At 63.9% G+C, this 17346-nt stretch carries 19 protein-coding genes; 7 read left to right on the plus strand and 12 right to left on the minus strand.

From position 1 onward, the window contains the following. Window positions 1–65 precede the first annotated feature (65 nt). Both ACN9MO_RS11095 and ACN9MO_RS11100 read right to left on the minus strand, forming a co-directional pair. Window positions 66–530 (minus strand): chemotaxis protein CheW, encoded by a 465-nt coding sequence (locus ACN9MO_RS11095; protein ID WP_057253527.1) that lies wholly within the window; start codon window positions 528–530, stop codon window positions 66–68. A 2-nt stretch (window positions 531–532) separates the two neighbouring features. Then, the gene (locus tag ACN9MO_RS11100; protein WP_113134003.1) at window positions 533–2635 is read right to left on the minus strand and encodes a methyl-accepting chemotaxis protein; all 2103 of its coding nucleotides are present in this window, start codon (window positions 2633–2635) and stop codon (window positions 533–535) included. A gap of 368 nt (window positions 2636–3003) precedes the next feature. Between ACN9MO_RS11100 and ACN9MO_RS11105 the strand changes: the two genes are divergently transcribed. The 4 genes from ACN9MO_RS11105 to ACN9MO_RS11120 all read left to right on the plus strand — a co-directional run bounded on the left by ACN9MO_RS11105 (window position 3004) and on the right by ACN9MO_RS11120 (window position 7761). Continuing rightward, window positions 3004–3162 carry a hypothetical protein gene (locus ACN9MO_RS11105; RefSeq protein ID WP_197417268.1) on the plus strand — a complete coding sequence of 53 codons (159 nt, stop codon included), beginning with the start codon at window positions 3004–3006 and terminating at the stop codon, window positions 3160–3162. A 321-nt stretch (window positions 3163–3483) separates the two neighbouring features. After that, on the plus strand, window positions 3484–4083 hold the full coding sequence (locus ACN9MO_RS11110) for an SCO family protein (protein WP_057253523.1): 600 nt from the start codon (window positions 3484–3486) through the stop codon (window positions 4081–4083). 158 nt (window positions 4084–4241) lie between these two features. Next, window positions 4242–5117: a 50S ribosomal protein L11 methyltransferase gene (locus ACN9MO_RS11115; RefSeq protein WP_058326743.1), complete on the plus strand. Its 876-nt coding sequence runs from the start codon at window positions 4242–4244 to the stop codon at window positions 5115–5117. A gap of 808 nt (window positions 5118–5925) precedes the next feature. Then, window positions 5926–7761 (plus strand): aminopeptidase P family protein, encoded by a 1836-nt coding sequence (locus ACN9MO_RS11120; RefSeq protein ID WP_113132987.1) that lies wholly within the window; start codon window positions 5926–5928, stop codon window positions 7759–7761. Window positions 7762–7883: 122 nt separating this feature from the next. Here the strand turns inward: ACN9MO_RS11120 and ACN9MO_RS11125 are convergent, their stop codons facing one another. The 5 genes from ACN9MO_RS11125 to panC form a co-directional block, all read right to left on the minus strand. Next, window positions 7884–8123, minus strand: coding sequence for a hypothetical protein (locus tag ACN9MO_RS11125; protein WP_112994800.1), 240 nt, complete (start codon window positions 8121–8123; stop codon window positions 7884–7886). Between the two features lie 141 nt (window positions 8124–8264). Beyond that, on the minus strand, window positions 8265–8579 hold the full coding sequence (locus ACN9MO_RS11130) for an AzlD family protein (protein ID WP_058321312.1): 315 nt from the start codon (window positions 8577–8579) through the stop codon (window positions 8265–8267). 2 nt (window positions 8580–8581) lie between these two features. Next, on the minus strand, window positions 8582–9298 hold the full coding sequence (locus tag ACN9MO_RS11135) for an AzlC family ABC transporter permease (RefSeq protein WP_113132988.1): 717 nt from the start codon (window positions 9296–9298) through the stop codon (window positions 8582–8584). Between the two features lie 211 nt (window positions 9299–9509). Continuing rightward, entirely contained in the window at window positions 9510–10331 is an 822-nt protein-coding gene (gene panB / locus ACN9MO_RS11140) for a 3-methyl-2-oxobutanoate hydroxymethyltransferase (RefSeq protein ID WP_057253510.1), read from the minus strand. 1 nt (window position 10332) lies between these two features. Then, entirely contained in the window at window positions 10333–11208 is an 876-nt protein-coding gene (gene panC, locus ACN9MO_RS11145) for a pantoate--beta-alanine ligase (protein WP_093233702.1), read from the minus strand. 270 nt (window positions 11209–11478) lie between these two features. Here panC and ACN9MO_RS11150 point away from each other — a divergent pair, with 270 nt between their 5' ends. Next, window positions 11479–11754 (plus strand): hypothetical protein, encoded by a 276-nt coding sequence (locus tag ACN9MO_RS11150; RefSeq protein WP_058321253.1) that lies wholly within the window; start codon window positions 11479–11481, stop codon window positions 11752–11754. Between the two features lie 36 nt (window positions 11755–11790). Here ACN9MO_RS11150 and ACN9MO_RS11155 read toward each other — a convergent pair whose 3' ends face one another. From ACN9MO_RS11155 to ACN9MO_RS11170, 4 genes are all read right to left on the minus strand, one after another. Beyond that, complete coding sequence (locus tag ACN9MO_RS11155) at window positions 11791–12180, minus strand: VOC family protein (RefSeq protein WP_058321252.1); 390 nt, start codon at window positions 12178–12180, stop codon at window positions 11791–11793. Window positions 12181–12398: 218 nt separating this feature from the next. Continuing rightward, entirely contained in the window at window positions 12399–13376 is a 978-nt protein-coding gene (locus ACN9MO_RS11160; RefSeq protein WP_112994798.1) for an aldo/keto reductase, read from the minus strand. A gap of 15 nt (window positions 13377–13391) precedes the next feature. Continuing rightward, entirely contained in the window at window positions 13392–14849 is a 1458-nt protein-coding gene (locus ACN9MO_RS11165) for an MFS transporter (RefSeq protein ID WP_113133025.1), read from the minus strand. A gap of 23 nt (window positions 14850–14872) precedes the next feature. Beyond that, window positions 14873–15280: a (R)-mandelonitrile lyase gene (locus ACN9MO_RS11170; protein ID WP_058321249.1), complete on the minus strand. Its 408-nt coding sequence runs from the start codon at window positions 15278–15280 to the stop codon at window positions 14873–14875. Between the two features lie 124 nt (window positions 15281–15404). Between ACN9MO_RS11170 and ACN9MO_RS11175 the strand changes: the two genes are divergently transcribed. Further along, window positions 15405–16298 (plus strand): LysR family transcriptional regulator, encoded by an 894-nt coding sequence (locus ACN9MO_RS11175; protein ID WP_058321248.1) that lies wholly within the window; start codon window positions 15405–15407, stop codon window positions 16296–16298. A gap of 165 nt (window positions 16299–16463) precedes the next feature. Next, the gene (locus tag ACN9MO_RS11180) at window positions 16464–16871 is read left to right on the plus strand and encodes a VOC family protein (RefSeq protein ID WP_057253499.1); all 408 of its coding nucleotides are present in this window, start codon (window positions 16464–16466) and stop codon (window positions 16869–16871) included. A 93-nt stretch (window positions 16872–16964) separates the two neighbouring features. Here the strand turns inward: ACN9MO_RS11180 and ACN9MO_RS11185 are convergent, their stop codons facing one another. After that, window positions 16965–17333, minus strand: a complete 369-nt coding sequence (locus ACN9MO_RS11185; RefSeq protein WP_057253497.1) for a hypothetical protein — start codon at window positions 17331–17333, stop codon at window positions 16965–16967. Window positions 17334–17346: the final 13 nt, after the last annotated feature.

Raw genomic sequence — 17346 nt, forward strand, 5'->3', positions numbered from 1 at the left:
CGAAACGAAAAACACCCCAGCGGAGATCCCGCCGGGGTGCCCGTCAATTCTGCCAGGTGTCGAACTCAGGCGGCCTGGGCCAGCTCGTCGGCAATGACCGTGTCGAGGTTGAGGAAGCAGACCATCGTCTTTTCCAAAGCGACGATGCCGCGGCAGAAGGCGCGCTGCGCTTCCGGAATGATCTCAGGCGCCGGCTGCAGGGCTTCGCTCTTGATCGTCATCATGTCGGAGACCTGCTCGACCAGCAGGCCGACGAGCTTGCCGGCAATGTCGGTGACGATGATCGCCGAGCGTTCCGACGGCTCCGTCATTTTCATGCCGAGGCGGGCGGCCATGTCGATGACCGGGATCACCGCGCCGCGCAGGTTGATGAGGCCGAGCACGTAAGGCGGCGTGTGCGGCATCGGCGTCACCGGCGCCCAGCCGCGGATTTCGCGGATCGCCATGATATCGATGCAGAATTCCTGGTCGCCGAGATGGAACGACACGATTTCGAGATAGGCACCGGACTGCTTGAGTGCGTTGGTCATGATCAGAATTCTTCCCAGTTTTCACCGGAAGCCGTCGTCGACGGCACAGAGCCCGGTTTGTTGCCGAATGCGCCCGCCAGCTTGCCCATCAGGGCCTTTGCGGGAGATGGAGTTGGAAACGAGGCCATTTTGGCGGTGCCGATCTTGCGCAGCGGCACCGGTTCGCCGGTGCCCTTGGCGGCCGGCCGTTGAACGGCAGAAGCCGAAGGGGCTTTCGTCTGCACCGAAGCAATTGCCGCCCTTGCCGGCGGCGCCACCGGGGCCGGCGCCAAGGTGGGCATGGCGCGCTGCATCGTGTGGCCTTCGCGGAACTGGCCGACGAGGCCGGTCAGGCGCTCGGCGTCCTGCGCCAGCGTGTGGCTCGACGCGTTGGTCTGCTCGACCATGGCGGCATTCTGCTGCGTCATCTGGTCGAGCTGGCCGACGGCGGTGCTGATCTCGTTGAGGCCGGTCGACTGTTCGCGCGCAGCCATGACGATCGAGGTCATGTGTTCGTTGATGCGTGCGACATCGGCGCCGATCCGGCCGAGCGCCTCGCCCGTCGCCTGGACGAGCTTGACGCCGCTGCCGACCTCGTTGCCGGAGCGGCTGACCAGCGCCTTGATATCCTTGGCGGCACCGGCGGCGCGCTGCGCCAATTCGCGCACTTCCTGCGCCACGACCGCAAAGCCCTTGCCGGCCTCACCGGCGCGGGCCGCCTCAACGCCGGCATTCAGCGCCAGAAGGTTGGTCTGGAAGGCAATCTCGTCGATGACGTTGATGATCTTGCCGATCTCGTTCGAGGCGCTTTCGATCCGCGCCATGGCGGCGATCGCCTCACCGACAATCCGGCCGGATTCCTCCGCATTGGTGCGCGTCTCGCCGACCATGCGGCTTGCCTCTTCGGCGCGCTGGGTCGCGGTGCGGACCGTGACGGTGATTTCGTCGAGGGCTGCCGACGTCTGCTCCAGCGAGGCGGCCTGCCGCTCGGTGCGACGCGCGAGATCGTCGGCGGCCGTGCGCATCTGGCGACCGTTCGATTCGATCGAGAGCGCATTCTCCTTGACGCTCGAAAGCACCACGCGCAGCCGCTCGACCGTCTGGTTGAAGTTCTGGCGGAGCTGATCGAGATTGCCGTCGAAGGGCCGCTCGATCGCCACGGCAAGATCGCCATCGGCGAGCTGCGTCAGCGCACGGCCGAGATTGTCGATCGCCGCCTGGATACGGCGCACCGCTTCCTCACGCTCGCTCTGCTGCTCTTCGCGTTCCTTCTCGATTTCCCGCCGGCTGAGTGCGGCGCTCTGTTCGAGCGATTGCTTCTCGATGGCCGAAAGACGGAAGAGATCGACCGAGCGCGCCATCGCGCCGATTTCGTCGCCGCGGTCGAGCGCCTCGACCTTGGTTGAAAGATCGCCGTTCTGGATCCGCTGCATGCCGTTGCGTAGGCCGAGGATGCCGGCGCGGAGCGTGCTGCCGTGGAACCAGAGCAGATAAAGCAGTGTGGCCATCGCCAGCAGCCCAGCCGCCACCTGAAGCTGGAATGCCTGGTCGGACACAGTGCGCGCCTCGGCAACGCGCGTCTGCACCAACTCGGTCGCCGCTTCGGAAAGTCCGGCCAAAGCCGTGGCGACCCGTTCGCCGGCGCCATCGATCGCATCATCGATCTTGCCGAAGTCGTCGGCCGAAGCCTTGCCTTCGATCAACGTCTTCAGGTCGGTGCCGATCGCCTTGCGCAGTTCCGCGACATCGGCGTCGAAGGTCGAAAGCACCTCGCTGCGGTCCAAGAGCTTGGCAAGCGCCTGGATCTCGACGGACTTCGTTTCGAGCAGCTTCAGGATCTCGGCAATGCTGGCGGCCCGCGCCGGCTGGATCGCGCCCTCTTCTCTGTCGATGATGCTATCCATCGCGTTGAGCACGAGATTGGTCGTCGCCAGATGGACCTCATCGACGGTCGTCAGGCCGTTCTGCGCCGCGACAGCGCCCTGCAAGGCGTTATTGGCTTGGCTGCCCTGGTACCAGCCCACCCCGAGCACGGAGCCAAAACCGACAAAAGCGGCGCCGGCAAGCGTCGCCAGCCGCTGGCTCACGGAAAGATTGCGTTTCAGGGAAGGAGATGTGGCAGTCATAGGGAGTCCATGGTCACGGATCCGCGTGAAGCGGAGTCCTCCTACGATCGATACGGAAAACCGGGGCCGATAAAGCTGGCTGACCTCATGTCATATCGGAGCACGAACACTCCGACCGCGTGGAAAAACAGTGTCAAACAGACCTTAAGCATTCGCTAAGGCGGTCGCCCAATCCCCAGCGAAATCGGCTATTTCAATGTTTGCGCATATGCGCTGCAAGCTCTGGTTTCCCGGCATTTGCGGGCACAATCGAATGGAACCTCAGGCGCGGTTTTCCACCGTTTCCTGCACCGACCGGAACGCGCCTCCGGCCGCACCCGGCAAATCGCCCGGCTTCCCCTTGCCGCGCCAGCTGTTATGATGACGCCATGAACACGAAGACCCAGCGCTCGATCCGCCTTCCCCTTGCCGCAAGCCTTGCGGCTGCGATTGCGGTTGTGCTCCTGCTCGCCTTCCGCGGCTGGATCGAAAATGGCGCCGATATCTTCCTGGCGCTCGCCCAATCCGGCCTTTCCTGGTGCTTCTAGGACGGCCCGACAGCTTCGAGGCCCGCCTCCACCCCTCACCCTAACCCTCTCCCCGCATGCAGGGAGAGGGGACGAGAACGATCGCTGCGTCAGAGCGCCAAGGATCACTGTGGAGCAAGGGTGCGCCACGCGGTTCCTTCGCCCCGCCTGCGGGGAGAAGGTGGCCGGCAGGCCGGATGAGGGGCTGAAAGCACCTCCGCGGCCCCAACCCGGCCACAACCTGCGGCAATTGTCCCATTTGCGCGGTCCCGGTGAAGGCGGTATCAAGGGCCGATCAACCGGACATGGCCGTCTTCGGCCCCAACAAAATCGGTAGCACGCATGAAAACCATCCGCATCGTCCTCTGGGCCGCCGTCGTCGTCATGGCGGGCATCTTGGGGTGGCTGACCTATGAAATGACCCAGTCGAAGCAGGAGGCCGCCACCGGCCCCTTCGGCGTTCCCTTCACGCTGGTCTCGCAGGACGGCAAGGAGATTACCGAGAAGGCGTTTACCGGCAAGCCGACCGCGCTTTTCTTCGGCTTCACCCATTGCCCGGAAGTCTGCCCGACGACGCTGTTCGAACTGAACGGCTGGCTGGAAAAGGTCGACCCGGAAGGCAACAAGCTGCAGGCCTATTTCATCACCGTCGATCCCGAGCGCGACACGCCCGAAATCCTCGGCCAGTACGTCTCCAACGTTTCCAAGCGCATCACCGGCATTTCCGGCCCGGCCGACAAGGTGATGGAGATGGTCAAGGGTTTCCGCGTCTACGCCAAGAAGGTGCCGGTCGACGCTGCCCAGCCCAACGGCGACTACACGATGGACCACACGGCCTCCGTGTTCCTGCTCGACGCCAACGGCCATTTCTCCGGCACCATCGCCTATGAGGAAAACCCGGAAACGGCGGTCAAGAAGCTGGAAAATCTGACCAAGGGCTAACCGTCGCCCTTGACCGATCGATTGCAAGCGCCGGCCCTGCCCGGCGCTTTGCGTTTGCGGGGCAATCGTGATAGCGCACAGCGCACGATTGCCGACGCTTAGCGCACCCCTCCACGGTTTGATGCGGGCGGCGGATTTCCCAGCCGAAGGACAGGGCCTTGAGCGAGATCAGACTTTTCGTCACCACCACCGAGAAGCAGGCGGAAGCCGTGCTCGACCGCCTGAGCGAAGTCTTCGGCGAAGAGGACTTTGCCATCGGCACGACGGAAGTCGACGAGAAGCGCGACGTCTGGGAAGCCTCGATCTACATGATGGCAGTCGACGAGGAGAGCGTGAACGAACGCCTCACTGACGCACTGGCCGAAGACTTCGCCCATCTCCCGATCGAGCGCGAAGTGCTGCCGGATATCGACTGGATCGCCAAGTCGCTCGAGGGGCTGGCGCCGGTGCGCGCCGGCCGCTTCGTCGTGCACGGCTCGCACGACCGCGACAAGGTGAAGACCGGCGAGATCGCCATCGAGATCGACGCAGGCCAGGCCTTCGGCACCGGCCATCACGGCACCACAGCCGGCTGCCTCGAAGTGCTCGCCACGGTTGCCCGCACCCGCACCGTGCGCAACGTGCTCGATCTCGGCACCGGCAGCGGCGTGCTTGCGATCGCCGCCTGGAAGCTCATGCACGTGCCGGTGCTTGCCACCGACATCGACCCGATCGCCACCCGCGTCGCGGAAGAAAACGCCCGGGTCAACGGCGTCGTCACCGGCATGACCTTTGCCACCGCCCCCGGCTTCCACTCGACCGCCTTCAGCACCAACGGCCCGTTCGATCTGATCATCGCCAACATCCTCGCGCGCCCGCTGATGAAGATGGCGCCGCAGCTCGTCGCCAATCTCGCCCCCGGCGGCTCGGTGATCCTGTCCGGCATTCTCGCCGAACAGCGCTGGAAGGTGCTTGCCCATTACAACGGCCAGCACCTGCGCCACGTGCGCACCATCTGGCGGAACGGCTGGGTGACGATTCATTTGGAGAAGTGAGGCGTAGGCGCGGACGCTTGAAGCTGCCCCTCATCCGCCTGCCGGAACCTTCTCCCCGCATGCGGGGCGAAGGGACCTGCCGCACCGCTTCATCCACCGGTTAACTTCCGACTCGTTGCGGCTGCTTTCAGCCGCGCCCCGACCGGCAGCGAAAGCCCCAGCGCATGACGGCCGCTATCGGGCACGTCCCCTCGCCCCGCCTGCGGGGAGAGGGTTAGGGTGAGGGGCAAATGCGGATTGCCGCGCCGGCTGTTGGCCGCAGCGCCTATGCAAGAAGCTTCACGAGAAATGCCGCGAGCATCGGCGTGACAGCGACAGAAGCAAGCCAGGAAAAAACGAAAAGGCCGCCTCGTCTATCATGACGGGCGGCCTTTCGAAACAAAGGCGATGCCAGGGGCATCGCCTGCTGGTTGGCTTGTGGCCAACCATGCCCGCGAGCCTGAGGAGGAGGAGTGCTCGAGCGGGCGTCTACCGTTCCGAAGCTGGCCACCCTTGAGGGAGGAGGAGAACAGAATGACCAACTATTCTCGGAACCGCAGTCTTTTGAACCACCGGATGTTCGTCCGTGTTCGTTGAGGCGGCTTATAAACTATCATTCCGATAGAGAAAGGGGCTTCTTAGCATGGGTGCCATGCGCTGAGCGCATATGTATGGTAAATGGGCAATTGCTCTCCTGCCAAGCTGCAACCAGAAGCGTCACTGTGTACTGGATCGCAGGATATCGCCTCTTTCCCGGCACGGGCGATTTCCGCTAACATGGCTGCACATCTTTCCCGCGGTTTACCGCTCAATCTACCGGAATTCCCCCATGTTTCAGTCTTTTGAAGTCACCTCCACGCCGCAATTCGGCAAGGAGCGCACCGAGGCCCTGCGCGCGTCCTTCGCGGCCCTCGGCATCGACGGCTTTCTCGTGCCCCGCGCCGACGAGTTCCAGGGCGAATACGTACCCGCCTCCTCCGAGCGCCTGTCCTGGCTGACCGGCTTCACCGGCTCCGCCGGCGTTGCCCTCGTCACGCGGCGTGAAGCGGTTGTCTTCGTCGACGGACGTTACGTCACGCAGCTGAAAGAACAGGTCGACGGCAGCGTTTTCACCGGCGGCGACCTCATCGGCGAGCCGCCGCATCTCTGGCTGGAAAACCACGGAGCCAAGGGCTTCAAGCTTGGCATCGATCCCTGGCTGCACACCGGCGCCGAAGTCCGCCGGCTGGAAAAGGCGCTGGCCATCATCGGCGGCGCGCTCGTCTTCCTCGATCACAACCCGCTCGACAGGATCTGGACAAACCGTCCAGCGGCACCGCTCGGCAAGGTCAGCATCCAGCCGATCGAGCATGCCGGCGAACTCGCCAAGGACAAGATCGCAAGAATCGCGGCGGGTCTTTCCAAGGCCGACGCCAGTGCGGTGGTGCTGACGGATCCTTCCTCCGTCGCCTGGGCCTTCAACATCCGCGGCAGCGACGTGCCGCATACGCCGCATCCGCTGGCACGCGCCATTATCCACGCCGACGGCCGCGCCGAGCTCTTCCTCGACAAGCGCAAGACCGGCATCGAGCAGGAAGCCTACCTCACCCAGATCGCCGACATCGTCGCCCCCGCCACCTTCGACGATAGCCTGAGGGCGCTGGGTGCCGCTGGCGCGTCGGTCATCCTCGATCCGGATCTCGCTTCCTTCGCCATCTCCGAGCTGATCCGCTCCAAGGGCGGCAAGGTGGTCGAAGCGGTCGATCCCGCCCGCCTGCCACGTGCCCAGAAGAACCAGGCCGAGATCGACGGCTCGACCCGCGCCCACCTGCAGGACGGCGCCGCCATGGTCGAGTTCCTGGCATGGCTCGACAGCCAGCAGCCGGGAACCGTCACCGAGATCGCCGCCACCAACCAGCTGGAAGCGGCCCGCGCCACCGTCGGCGAGCGCATGCAGAACCCGCTCAAGGACATCTCCTTCGACACGATCTCCGGCGCCGGCGCGCATGCGGCGATCATGCACTACCGCGTCACCACCGCCACCGACCAGCCGATCGAAGCGGGCACCATGTTCCTGATCGATTCCGGCGCGCAATACATCAACGGCACCACCGACATCACCCGCACGGTCGCGATCGGCGCGGTTCCCGAAGAGCAGAAGCGCTTCTTCACCCTGGTGCTGAAGGGCATGATCGCGATCAGCATAGCCCGTTTCCCCAAGGGGTCGCGCGGCGTCGATCTCGACCCCTTGGCCCGCATCGCGCTCTGGAAGGCGGGCGCCGACTATGCCCACGGCACCGGCCACGGCGTCGGCTCCTATCTCTCGGTGCATGAAGGCCCGCAGCGCATCGCCCGGCTTTCCACCCAGGAGCTGCTTCCTGGCATGATCCTCTCCAACGAGCCCGGCTACTACCGCCCTGGCGCCTTCGGCATCCGCATCGAAAACCTCGTGGTGGTGCAGCCGGCAACGATGGTGGACGGCGGCGACCTGCCGATGCTCGGCTTCGACACCATCACCTACTGCCCGATCGACCGCCGTCTGGTATTGCCGGCGCTGTTGACGGACGAGGAACTCGATTGGCTGAACGCCTATCACGCCGAGACGCGCGAAAAGCTGATGCCGCTGCTGACCAGCGACGAGACCCGCGACTGGCTGAAAGCCGCAACGGAAGCGCTTTCACGCTGAGTCAGGCGTTCCGCCTGGGCTCCTGAATGGGAGCCCAGGCAACAGGCATTGCGCGCCCGCAGCCGCCTCTTTGCTACGAGGCTCAAGGGGCGGCAATGGGCCGGAGAACCAGGCCTCTGCGCTTAGATTCCCAACAGCTTCTTCGCTTCGCCGAGCGTCGCCTCGGAGGCGGCGTGATCGCCGGCCTTGTGCTGTTCCTCACCCTTCGCGCGCAGCTCCTTCACCTTGGCCATGTCGGCCTCGGAAAGAGAGGCCGTCGGCATCGCCGCATCGATCGCAGCCATCATGGTCGGGCATTGATTGGCAAAGGCGGTTGCCGGCGCGAGCGCCAGCAAAAGGGCAATCGAGATCCTGGTTAACATGGTCGCTCCTCCACCGCCGGGAGGCCGCGCCTTGCAGAGGCAGCGCAGATGGCGCGTGCGGCTTTGTCGTGCCTCTCCGGCAGTGGAAGGATCATAATCCAGGATGCATGCGCAGCCAAACGGGCGCCGCGGACGGGCGCCCTACATCACCACATGCCGGATCAGCATCACCACCACCCAGCCGATTACCAGCATGCGCAGGGTCGACAGGTTGAGGCCGAGCGCGATGGCGAAGGCGATGAACATGGCGATCGTCACGTCGAGCCCGCCATAGACGAAGGCTGGCGCCACCAGCGTCGTCAGGACGGCGGCCGGCACGGCGTTGAGCGCCGCTTCCAGCCGCGGTGGGATCTGCTTCATCTGGGTGATGAGGATGTAGCCGCCGACACGTGTCAGGAAGGTCGCGACCGCAGCCGCAATGATCAGGTAGATGAGGTTGAGGTGTTGCGGGTCCATGATCATGCCTCCTTCTCGACGCCGGTCGGTGCGGCAGCCGTCCCGCTCGGCGGCAGGCAGGCGGCAAGCACGATGCCGGCGAGCGCCCCGATGCTCACATGCCAGGGCGAGCCGACGAAATGCATGCCCGCAACCGAGGCAAGCGCCGAGACGGTGACGATCGGCAGGAACCGGTCGCGCTTACGGAAGCCCATGACCAGCCCCATGAAGTAGACCGGCAGCAGCACATCGAGGCCGATCGCCTTGGGATCACCGATCATCTGCCCGAAGATCGCCCCGACCAGCGTGTTGATGATCCAGGGAATGTAGATCACCAGGCCGAAGCCGAGATACCAGGAAAAGCTGATCGGCAGGCCGCGCTCGCCGCGCTTCTCCGTCTCGGCATATTGCGGATCGACCAGCAGGAAGAAGGCCAGGAATTTCTGCTCGAAGGTGAAGTGCCGGACATATTTGGCGATCGAGGCCGAATAGAGCACGTGGCGGAAGTTGACCGCAAAGACCGAGAGCACGACCAACCAGGGCTGGACGTGATTGCCGAAAAGCTCGATGCCGACCATCTGGCTGGCGCCGGCATAAACGGTCGCGCTCATGAACACCGCATCGGCAATGGTAAAGCCGTTGTCGACCGCAAGCGCCCCGAACAGTGCGCCGAAGGGCGACGCCGCCAGCATGATGGGAAAGCCGCCACGCACGCCTTCCCAGAATTCGTCTTTTGTCATGGAAACCTCCGCCGGCCAAGGCGATGAAAGCGCCATGCGGCCGGTGCCGGACTGATAGGCGCTTGCGCCCCCGGCAACAACTCAAATGCGCTGATACATTGATTGAATTTTATGATGCCTTGGCGAACGAGGCTTGAACAAAAGGCGCACCGATCGGGAAAACCGGTGCATCTTGTCTATCAGTTTCACGGGCCCGTGCCGGACGGGCGTCCTACTTCTTGACCTGGAACGTGTGCTCGATGCCCGGGAAGGTGCGCGCCTTCACCTCGGCCGCGTAATCCTCGGCAGCCCTAGAGATCGCCGGCGCGAGCTCGGCGAAGTGTTTGACGAAGCGCGGCTTGAAATCGTTGAAAAGGCCGAGCATGTCGTCGGAGACGAGGATCTGGCCGTCGCAGGCGGGCGATGCGCCGATGCCGATCGTCGGCGAGCGCAGTTCCGCGGTGATGTCGCGCGCCACCGGCTCGACCGTGCCCTCGATCACGATGCCAAAGGCGCCGGCATCGTCGATCGCCTTGGCGTCGCGGCGGATCTTCGCCACTTCCTTGTCGTTGCGGCCGACGGAGCGATAGCCGCCGGTCGTGTTGACCAACTGCGGCATCAGCCCGACATGGCCGAGCACCGGAATACCGCGGCTGACGAGGAACTCGACCGTCTCGGCCATTTCCGCGCCGCCTTCGAGCTTCACCGCGCTGCAGCCGGTTTCCTTCAGGATGCGGGCAGCACTGCGGAACGCCTGTTCCTTCGATTCCTGATAGGAGCCAAAGGGCATGTCGATGACGACGCAGGCGCGCTCCGAGCCGCGCATCACCGCCTGGCCATGGGCGATCATCATCTCGAGCGTCACGCCGACCGTCGTGTCGAGGCCGTAAAGCACCATGCCGACGGAATCGCCGACAAGCAGGAAATCGACATGCGGATCAAGCAGCCTTGCGATCGGCGTCGTATAGGCCGTGAGGCTGACGATCGGGCGCTCGCCCTTCAGCGCTTCGATATTGGCGGGGCTCAGGCGACGCTTGGCGGTCTGGACGCTCATGTCAGGCAACCTTTGCAAATGACGCGGATTTCGGGGCGATCACGCGGTTGTCGAGCAGCTTCGTCGTGCCGAAGCGAACGAAGAGCAGGAGCAGCACCGGCCGGTCGCCGATCGTCTCGATGGTTTCGAGCGTCTCGGGATCGCGCACGGCCACGACCTCTGGCCTGGCCAGCGATTCGCTCGACAGAAATTCGGTGACGGCATTTTCGAGCGCCGCCGCGTCGCTGACGCCCGACGCCACCAGGCGCTGCGCCTCGTCCAGCGCCTTCGGTACGATCGCCGCAGCCCGGCGCTCCTCTGCCGTCAGATAGACATTGCGCGACGAACAGGCGAGCCCGTCGGCCTCGCGCACGGTCGGCACGCCGATGACCGTCACCGGCTGGGCGAGGTCATCGACCATGCGGCGGATGATCTGCAACTGCTGGAAATCCTTCTCGCCGAAATAGGCGCGGTCCGGCTGGACGATGTTGAAGAGCTTGGTGACGACGGTGGCGACGCCGGCGAAGTGGCCGGGGCGGACCGATCCTTCAAGCTCGCTGCCAAGCGTCGGCACGTCGACGACCGTTTCCATCGGCCGCGGATACATATCGGAGACACCGGGCGCAAAGAGATAGTCGACCTTACCCTCTTCCAGCATCGCTTGGTCGCGTGCGAGATCGCGCGGATATTTCGAGAGATCTTCGTTGGCGCCAAACTGCAGCGGATTGACGAAGATGCTGGCGACGACGATGTCGTTTTCTTCGCGGGCACGCCGCATCAGCTCCATGTGGCCGACATGCAGGTAGCCCATGGTCGGCACGAAACCGACCGATTTGCCTGCCCGGCGATGTTCGGCAATTGCTGCACGCAGTTCGGCAATCGTGGTGAAAGTCTTCATGTCCGGACCCTCCAATCCGCGCCGGCGCCCTGCCCTTAAGGGTGCTGGTGCGCTGCCTTCGGGACTGGCGACGACCCTGCTCCGCGAAAAGGCATTTGCACAAAATTCGGCTGCAATCCTCTATCTTGTGCAGCGCAAAAAAACAATCGGATTGATGACAGGTTGATGACGCTCGGCCGCGCTTGACTTCCATCGGCAGCCCGTCCGGTTGGCCATCGACGCCACTGCAACCCACGCTGGAGAGCGACATGAAAGCCGGCTTGCGCATTCTTGGTATTGCTCTCCCGACGCTGGCCTTCGCCGGTGGGGCGGAAGCGAAGATCCCTCGTCAACGCCACCTGCCCCGGCAAGATCGAGGTCCACGCCGATGAGGGTGGCCGGGTCTATATCAACGGCAAGGAAGCCAAGCTCAAGGTGTTCAACGAGAACTATTACGAGGCGCACGGTGCCGGCGTCACCATCTCCTTGGGCATCAATCCCGACAGCTCACCCAGCGTCTCCTACACCGGCAAAGGCGGCGCCAATGGTGTGTGCACGCTGAGCTGAGCGGCAACGCTCGCAGCGCTGTTCTTGAGGGCGCCGTCACCTGACCGCTGCGTCTTGCGGCAGCCGCCAGGGCGGATCGATCCGGTTCGCGCCTGCGAAATAGAGCACGATGCGGTTGCCGCCGGGATCGAATAGCTCGGCTTCTCGCCACAACCAGCTCTTGCCCACGGGCGCATGCGCAAAGACGATGCCGGCCTCGGTCAGCCGGTTGACGGTCACATCCAGATCGTCGCATTCGAAATAGACGGTCGTGCCACCGCCGGTCGCGTTTCCCTCGTGCAGGGAAAAGGTTGCCTCCCCAACCGGGCAGAGAAACCGAACATAATGCGGCCGGGCGTCGACGATAGGCGTGAGCCCGAGGCGGCGATAGAAATCCCAGCCGGCATCGAGGTCCGGCATGGTGACAGTCACCTGGTTCAAGCGCATGCGTTCCTCCCGCCATTCGATTCCCCGATCGTGCCGGAAGCTGCAGTCAACGGAAAGCCTATCAGGCGCGCAGGCTACTGCATGTTTCCCTTAGCCGCGGTCGACGAAAGGACAAAAACATACAGAAAATCAAAGTGCTACAGCGGCCTTTGCGTGTCTGAGAAGACGCGCGGCGCTCTAGAGTACGCGCCTGATGGAAGGATATCTGTCGAGTTCGCCTACTTCCCAACGCGCTGCTGCAGATGCTGCGGATAGCGCGCGCCCTGCACCTCGACGGCGGAGAGCGCCGCCTGGATGTCGCCAAGCTCTTCGGCCGTCAGAATGACATCGGCAGCGCCGAGGTTTTCCTCGAGCCGATGCAGCTTTGTCGTGCCGGGAATGGGCGCGATCCATGGCTTTTGCGCTAGCAGCCAGGAAAGCGCGATCTGCGCTTTCGTCACACCCTTGGCCTCGGCAATCACGCCCAAGAGATCAACCAGCGCCTGATTGGCTCTGCGCGCCTCCGGCGAAAATCGCGGCACGATCGTGCGAAAATCGCTTTGGTCGAAGGTCGTGTTCTGGTTGATCGCGCCTGTCAAAAATCCCTTGCCAAGCGGACTGAAGGGCACAAAGCCGATGCCGAGCTCTTCGAGGAGCGGCAGGATTTCGGTTTCCGGCTCCCGCCACCAGAGCGAATATTCGCTCTGCAGCGCCGTCACCGGCTGAACCGCATGCGCCCGGCGGATCGAATCGGCGCCCGCCTCCGACAGGCCGAAATGGCCGACCTTGCCTTCCGCGATCAGCTTTTTCACCGTGCCTGCGACGTCCTCGATCGGCACATTGGGATCGACGCGGTGCTGGTAGAAGAGGTCGATGCGGTCGGTCCGTAAACGCTTCAATGCCGTCTCGGCGACCTCGCGGATGCGCTGCGGCCGGCTGTCCATGCCCCGGCTGACATCGCCGTTGACGAAGCCGAACTTGGTGGCGATCACCACCTCACCGCGGAACGGGGCCAGCGCCTCGCCGACCAGATCCTCGTTACCGGTATAGGCTTCGGCGCTGTCGAAGAAGGTCACGCCGCGTTCATGCGCCGCGCGGATCAGCCTGATCGCCTCACTGCGCTCCGTTGCCGGGCCATAACCGTAGCTGAGGCCCATGCAGCCAAAGCCGATGGCCGAGACTTCGAGATCGCTTTTTCCTAGCCTACGTTTCTGCATTGTCTTGCTCCTTGATCAGGCCGCGAGGTCTGGGGAAACCGAGCGGCAATTCTGGCAGGCGACCGACCGTCCGATCGCCGGACGCTCCACCCGCTTTGCATTGTGCGGCCGCACGATCAGCGCGACGACGGCAAGCGCCAGCGCCAGCAGGACCGTGCAACCGATGAGAACATTATCGACCCGATGGGCAAGCAGAGCGCTGCCATCAAGCCCATCGGCACCGAGTGCTGCGACAGCGACCAGCACGCTGAGACCGAGCGAGTTGCCGAGCTGGTGGGCGACATTGACCACACCGCCCGCCGCCCCCGCGTCACCGGGAGCGATACCGGCAATGCCGGCGACCGTCAGCGGGCTCAGAGTGAAGCCCTGGCCAAGCCCGATCAGCATCAAGGGCGGCGCCATGCCGAAGAGAAAGGACGTGTCGGCCGAGATCTGGCTGATAGAGACCATGCCGATCAGCGCGGAGATCAGGCCAAAGGCAAGCAGGCGGCGGTTGCCGAAACGTGGGCTAAGCCTTGGAACCAAGATCGCCGCAACGAAATTGACTGATGTTGCCGGAATGAAGGCAAGGCCGGAGGCAAGGGGGTCGAAGTGCCGAACACCTTGCAGATACTGGGTGAAGAAGAAAAAGAACCCGATCATCGCGGCGAGGAACAGGACACGCGCCAGATAGGCGCCGACCCTCTCGCGGTTGGCAAAGAGCCGGAGCGGCATGATCGGCTGCCGGGCGCGACGCTCGTTGACCACGAAGACGGCAAGAAGCAGAAGACCCATGGCAAGCGCTGCGAGCGTCAGCGGATCGTACGCCCCCTCCTCCGCCGAACGGACGATGCCATAGACCAGCGCCGTCATGCCGAGCGTCGAGCTTACGGCGCCCGCAAGGTCGAATTCACCCGTGCGCCGTTCCGTTTCGCCGACGTACTTGTGCGCCGCGAGCATCAGGGCGATGCCGATCGGCAGGTTGATGAAGAAACCGACCCGCCAGCTGAGCCAGCCGGCAAGCAGACCGCCGAGCACCATGCCGAAGCTCGCGCCGATGCCGGCGACCGAACTGTAATAGGCGACCGCCCGCGTGCGTTCAGGTCCCTCGGAAAAATACGTCTGGATCAGCGCCAGCGTGGCGGGGGCGAGGATCGCCGAGCCGAAGCCTTGCACGGCGCGCGCGCCAAGCAGCCATTCCGGCGACGGTGCCAGCCCGATCACGACGGAGGCCGCTGTGAAGATGGCAAGCCCGGCAATGAACAGCCGACGCCGGCCGAGAATGTCGCCCGCCCGCGCGCCCAGCAGCAGGAAGCCGCCAAAGGCGAGCGTATAGGCGCTGTGCACCCAGGAAAGCCCGGCGTCGCTGAACTGCAGCTCGTCGCGAATCTTCGGCAGGCCGGTGATCACGATCGAGATATCGAGCACGATCATCAGGTAGCTGACGATGACGATCGCCAGCACCGCCGTCTTGCGGGCTGAAAGGTGTTTCATCAACGTGACGTCCATCGTCGTGCCTACTCCGCCTGCGCAGCGCCGTATTGCGCGTCCGTCACCTTTTCCATCCAGTCGACCGCCTTGCCGTCGAGCGTCTCCTGGATGGCGATATGGGTCAGGGCGGTCGTCGGTGCCGCCCCGTGCCAGTGCTTCTCGCCGGGCTCGAACCAGACGACATCGCCCGGCCGGATCTCCTCGATTGGCCCGCCCTCCCGCTGCACCCGGCCGCAGCCGGAAACGACGATCAGGACCTGGCCGAGCGGATGCGTATGCCAGGCCGTGCGGGCGCCGGGCTCGAAGGTGACGGCATTGCCGGCAGTGCGCGCCGGCTCGCGCACGGGAAACAACGGGTCGATGCGCACGGTGCCGCTGAACCAGTCCTCTGTCCCCCGGGCCGAAGGCTGCGAACCGCTTCTCTTGATCTCCATGAGGTCTTCTCCTTGGCGAACCGGACGACCCGCCGCCCGTTCTGTTGCTGTGCACAATCTAGCGATGGCCGCCGCCAACAATTAGATGGTATAAACGGCATGGACCTATGAGAGAGATTCATGAATGCTGCGCGAGAACATCAATGACCTGATCGCCTTCGCGGCGGTGGCGCGCGAGCGCAGCTTCACAAGGGCCGCCGCCCAGCTCGGCGTTTCGCAATCGGCGCTCAGCCACACCATGCGGGCGCTCGAAGCACGGCTTGGCGTGCGCCTGCTCACCCGCACCACGCGCAGCGTCTCCCCGACCGAGGCCGGCGAGCGGCTGCTTGCCACCCTCGTCCCGCACTTCGAGCAGTTGGAAACCGAGCTCACCGCCTTGAGCGACGTGAGGGACAAACCCGCAGGCACGGTGCGCATCACCACTGCCGAGCACGCGGCAGAGACCGTGCTCTGGCCGAAGCTCGAAAAGCTTCTGCCCGATTATCCCGATATCAAGGTCGAGATCGTCATCGACTACGGCCTCACCGATATCGTCGCCGAACGCTACGACGCCGGTGTCCGGCTTGGCGAGCAGGTCGCCAAGGACATGATCGCCGTGCGCATCGGGCCGGACATGCGCATGGCGGTCGTCGGCGCGCCCAGCTATTTCGAAAAGCATCCGAAGCCCGTCGTCCCTCAGGACCTGACCCAGCACCGCTGCATCAACCTGAGGCTTCCGACCTACGGCGGCATCTATGCCTGGGAGTTCGAAAAGGACGGCCGCGAGCTAAAAGTCCGCGTCGACGGTCAGCTCGTCTTCAGCCGGCTGGCGCACCGGCTTACCGCCTGCCTCGCCGGCTTCGGCCTTGCCTTCGTCCCGGAGGAATCGGCCCTCACCCACATCGCCGAAGGTCGCCTCATCCGCGTGCTCGAAGACTGGTGCGACCCGTTCCCCGGCTACCACCTCTATTACCCCAGCCGCCGCCAGTCCTCACCGGCCTTTGCTGTGCTGGTGGAGGCGCTGCGGTATCGGGGGTAATGGCGGCAAGACCGGCTCCTCCGCACGACCCGCAATTGCTGTTGAAAACCCGGGGTTGCGCCCCACATCTCTCCAGCTAAAAAAATGTTTGAGCCGGTGTCGGAATCGTCGATCGGCATTCGTCCTTAGTCCGTAGACACAAAATCCATTCCCAAGGAGCATTTCATGCGCATGATTTTCGTAAACCTGCCGGTCAAGGATCTGAAGGCCTCGCGCGCGTTCTTCGCTGCCCTCGGCTTCACCTTCAACGAGCAGTTCTCCGATGACACCGCCGCCTGCACGGTGATCTCGGACAATATCTTCGTCATGCTTTTGACCGAGCCGAAGTTCCGTGACTTCATCACCGGCGAGATCAGCGACGCCCGGAAGGGAACCGAAGTCATCACCGCCCTTTCGGCCGGAAGCCGCGCCGAAGTCGACGACATGCTCGCCAAGGCGCTTGCCGCTGGCGCCAAGCCGTGGAAGCCGGCGATCGACTACGGCTTCATGTACGGCATCTCGTTCCAGGACCTCGACGGCCACGTCTGGGAATTCATGTGGATGGACCAGGAAGCCGCCCAACAGCAGGGCTGATGGCCCAATTCAAGAGAACGTTAAGACAATCGGCCCGAGCCTTCCCAAGCCCGGGCCGATTGCTTTGTGTCGATAGCCAACCATGCCCTGCTGCTAGGGGCCGAGGCGCGCCACCAACTCCGCGATGAGCGGATCGGTAAGGTCGGCAATCGGGTCATCGCTCCCGTCTTCTGCCCGGTGGTACTCCCCGGCATCGAACGCTTCATAAACGACGTAAAAAGGCTCAGGCAGCGCATTGCGGCCGGCTGTGAAGCCCGCCTGCACCGCGCGCCAGAGATCGTTCATGACGCCGTCGCAGAAGCTATAGGTCAGCGCGCCGTGATGGTATTTCCTTGCGATTTCGACAGCAGCGGCGTTGTAGAACTCCCAGTTGTCCAAAGCGCCTGCCCACCGAACCACATCATCATGTGTGATGCGGCCTTCCGGCCCCTTGGCCAGAACGAACTCTAGGAAGTCAGACATCTCTCTGCTTTCC

The sequence above is a fragment of the Ensifer sp. R-19 genome (assembly GCF_049905105.1).
Lineage (GTDB): Bacteria > Pseudomonadota > Alphaproteobacteria > Rhizobiales > Rhizobiaceae > Ensifer.

Excerpts from the sequence above, each read along its gene's own strand:
- ACN9MO_RS11095 (WP_057253527.1), bottom strand. The coding sequence starts at position 530 with ATGACCAACGCACTCAAGCAGTCCGGTGCCTATCTCGAAATCGTGTCG.
- ACN9MO_RS11100 (WP_113134003.1), bottom strand. The coding sequence starts at position 2,635 with ATGACTGCCACATCTCCTTCCCTGAAACGCAATCTTTCCGTGAGCCAG.
- ACN9MO_RS11105 (WP_197417268.1), top strand. The coding sequence starts at position 3,004 with ATGAACACGAAGACCCAGCGCTCGATCCGCCTTCCCCTTGCCGCAAGC.
- ACN9MO_RS11110 (WP_057253523.1), top strand. The coding sequence starts at position 3,484 with ATGAAAACCATCCGCATCGTCCTCTGGGCCGCCGTCGTCGTCATGGCG.
- ACN9MO_RS11120 (WP_113132987.1), top strand. The coding sequence starts at position 5,926 with ATGTTTCAGTCTTTTGAAGTCACCTCCACGCCGCAATTCGGCAAGGAG.
- ACN9MO_RS11125 (WP_112994800.1), bottom strand. The coding sequence starts at position 8,123 with ATGTTAACCAGGATCTCGATTGCCCTTTTGCTGGCGCTCGCGCCGGCA.
- ACN9MO_RS11130 (WP_058321312.1), bottom strand. The coding sequence starts at position 8,579 with ATGGACCCGCAACACCTCAACCTCATCTACCTGATCATTGCGGCTGCG.
- ACN9MO_RS11135 (WP_113132988.1), bottom strand. The coding sequence starts at position 9,298 with ATGACAAAAGACGAATTCTGGGAAGGCGTGCGTGGCGGCTTTCCCATC.
- panB (WP_057253510.1), bottom strand. The coding sequence starts at position 10,331 with ATGAGCGTCCAGACCGCCAAGCGTCGCCTGAGCCCCGCCAATATCGAA.
- panC (WP_093233702.1), bottom strand. The coding sequence starts at position 11,208 with ATGAAGACTTTCACCACGATTGCCGAACTGCGTGCAGCAATTGCCGAA.
- ACN9MO_RS11155 (WP_058321252.1), bottom strand. The coding sequence starts at position 12,180 with ATGCGCTTGAACCAGGTGACTGTCACCATGCCGGACCTCGATGCCGGC.
- ACN9MO_RS11160 (WP_112994798.1), bottom strand. The coding sequence starts at position 13,376 with ATGCAGAAACGTAGGCTAGGAAAAAGCGATCTCGAAGTCTCGGCCATC.
- ACN9MO_RS11165 (WP_113133025.1), bottom strand. The coding sequence starts at position 14,849 with ATGAAACACCTTTCAGCCCGCAAGACGGCGGTGCTGGCGATCGTCATC.
- ACN9MO_RS11170 (WP_058321249.1), bottom strand. The coding sequence starts at position 15,280 with ATGGAGATCAAGAGAAGCGGTTCGCAGCCTTCGGCCCGGGGGACAGAG.
- ACN9MO_RS11175 (WP_058321248.1), top strand. The coding sequence starts at position 15,405 with ATGCTGCGCGAGAACATCAATGACCTGATCGCCTTCGCGGCGGTGGCG.
- ACN9MO_RS11180 (WP_057253499.1), top strand. The coding sequence starts at position 16,464 with ATGCGCATGATTTTCGTAAACCTGCCGGTCAAGGATCTGAAGGCCTCG.
- ACN9MO_RS11185 (WP_057253497.1), bottom strand. The coding sequence starts at position 17,333 with ATGTCTGACTTCCTAGAGTTCGTTCTGGCCAAGGGGCCGGAAGGCCGC.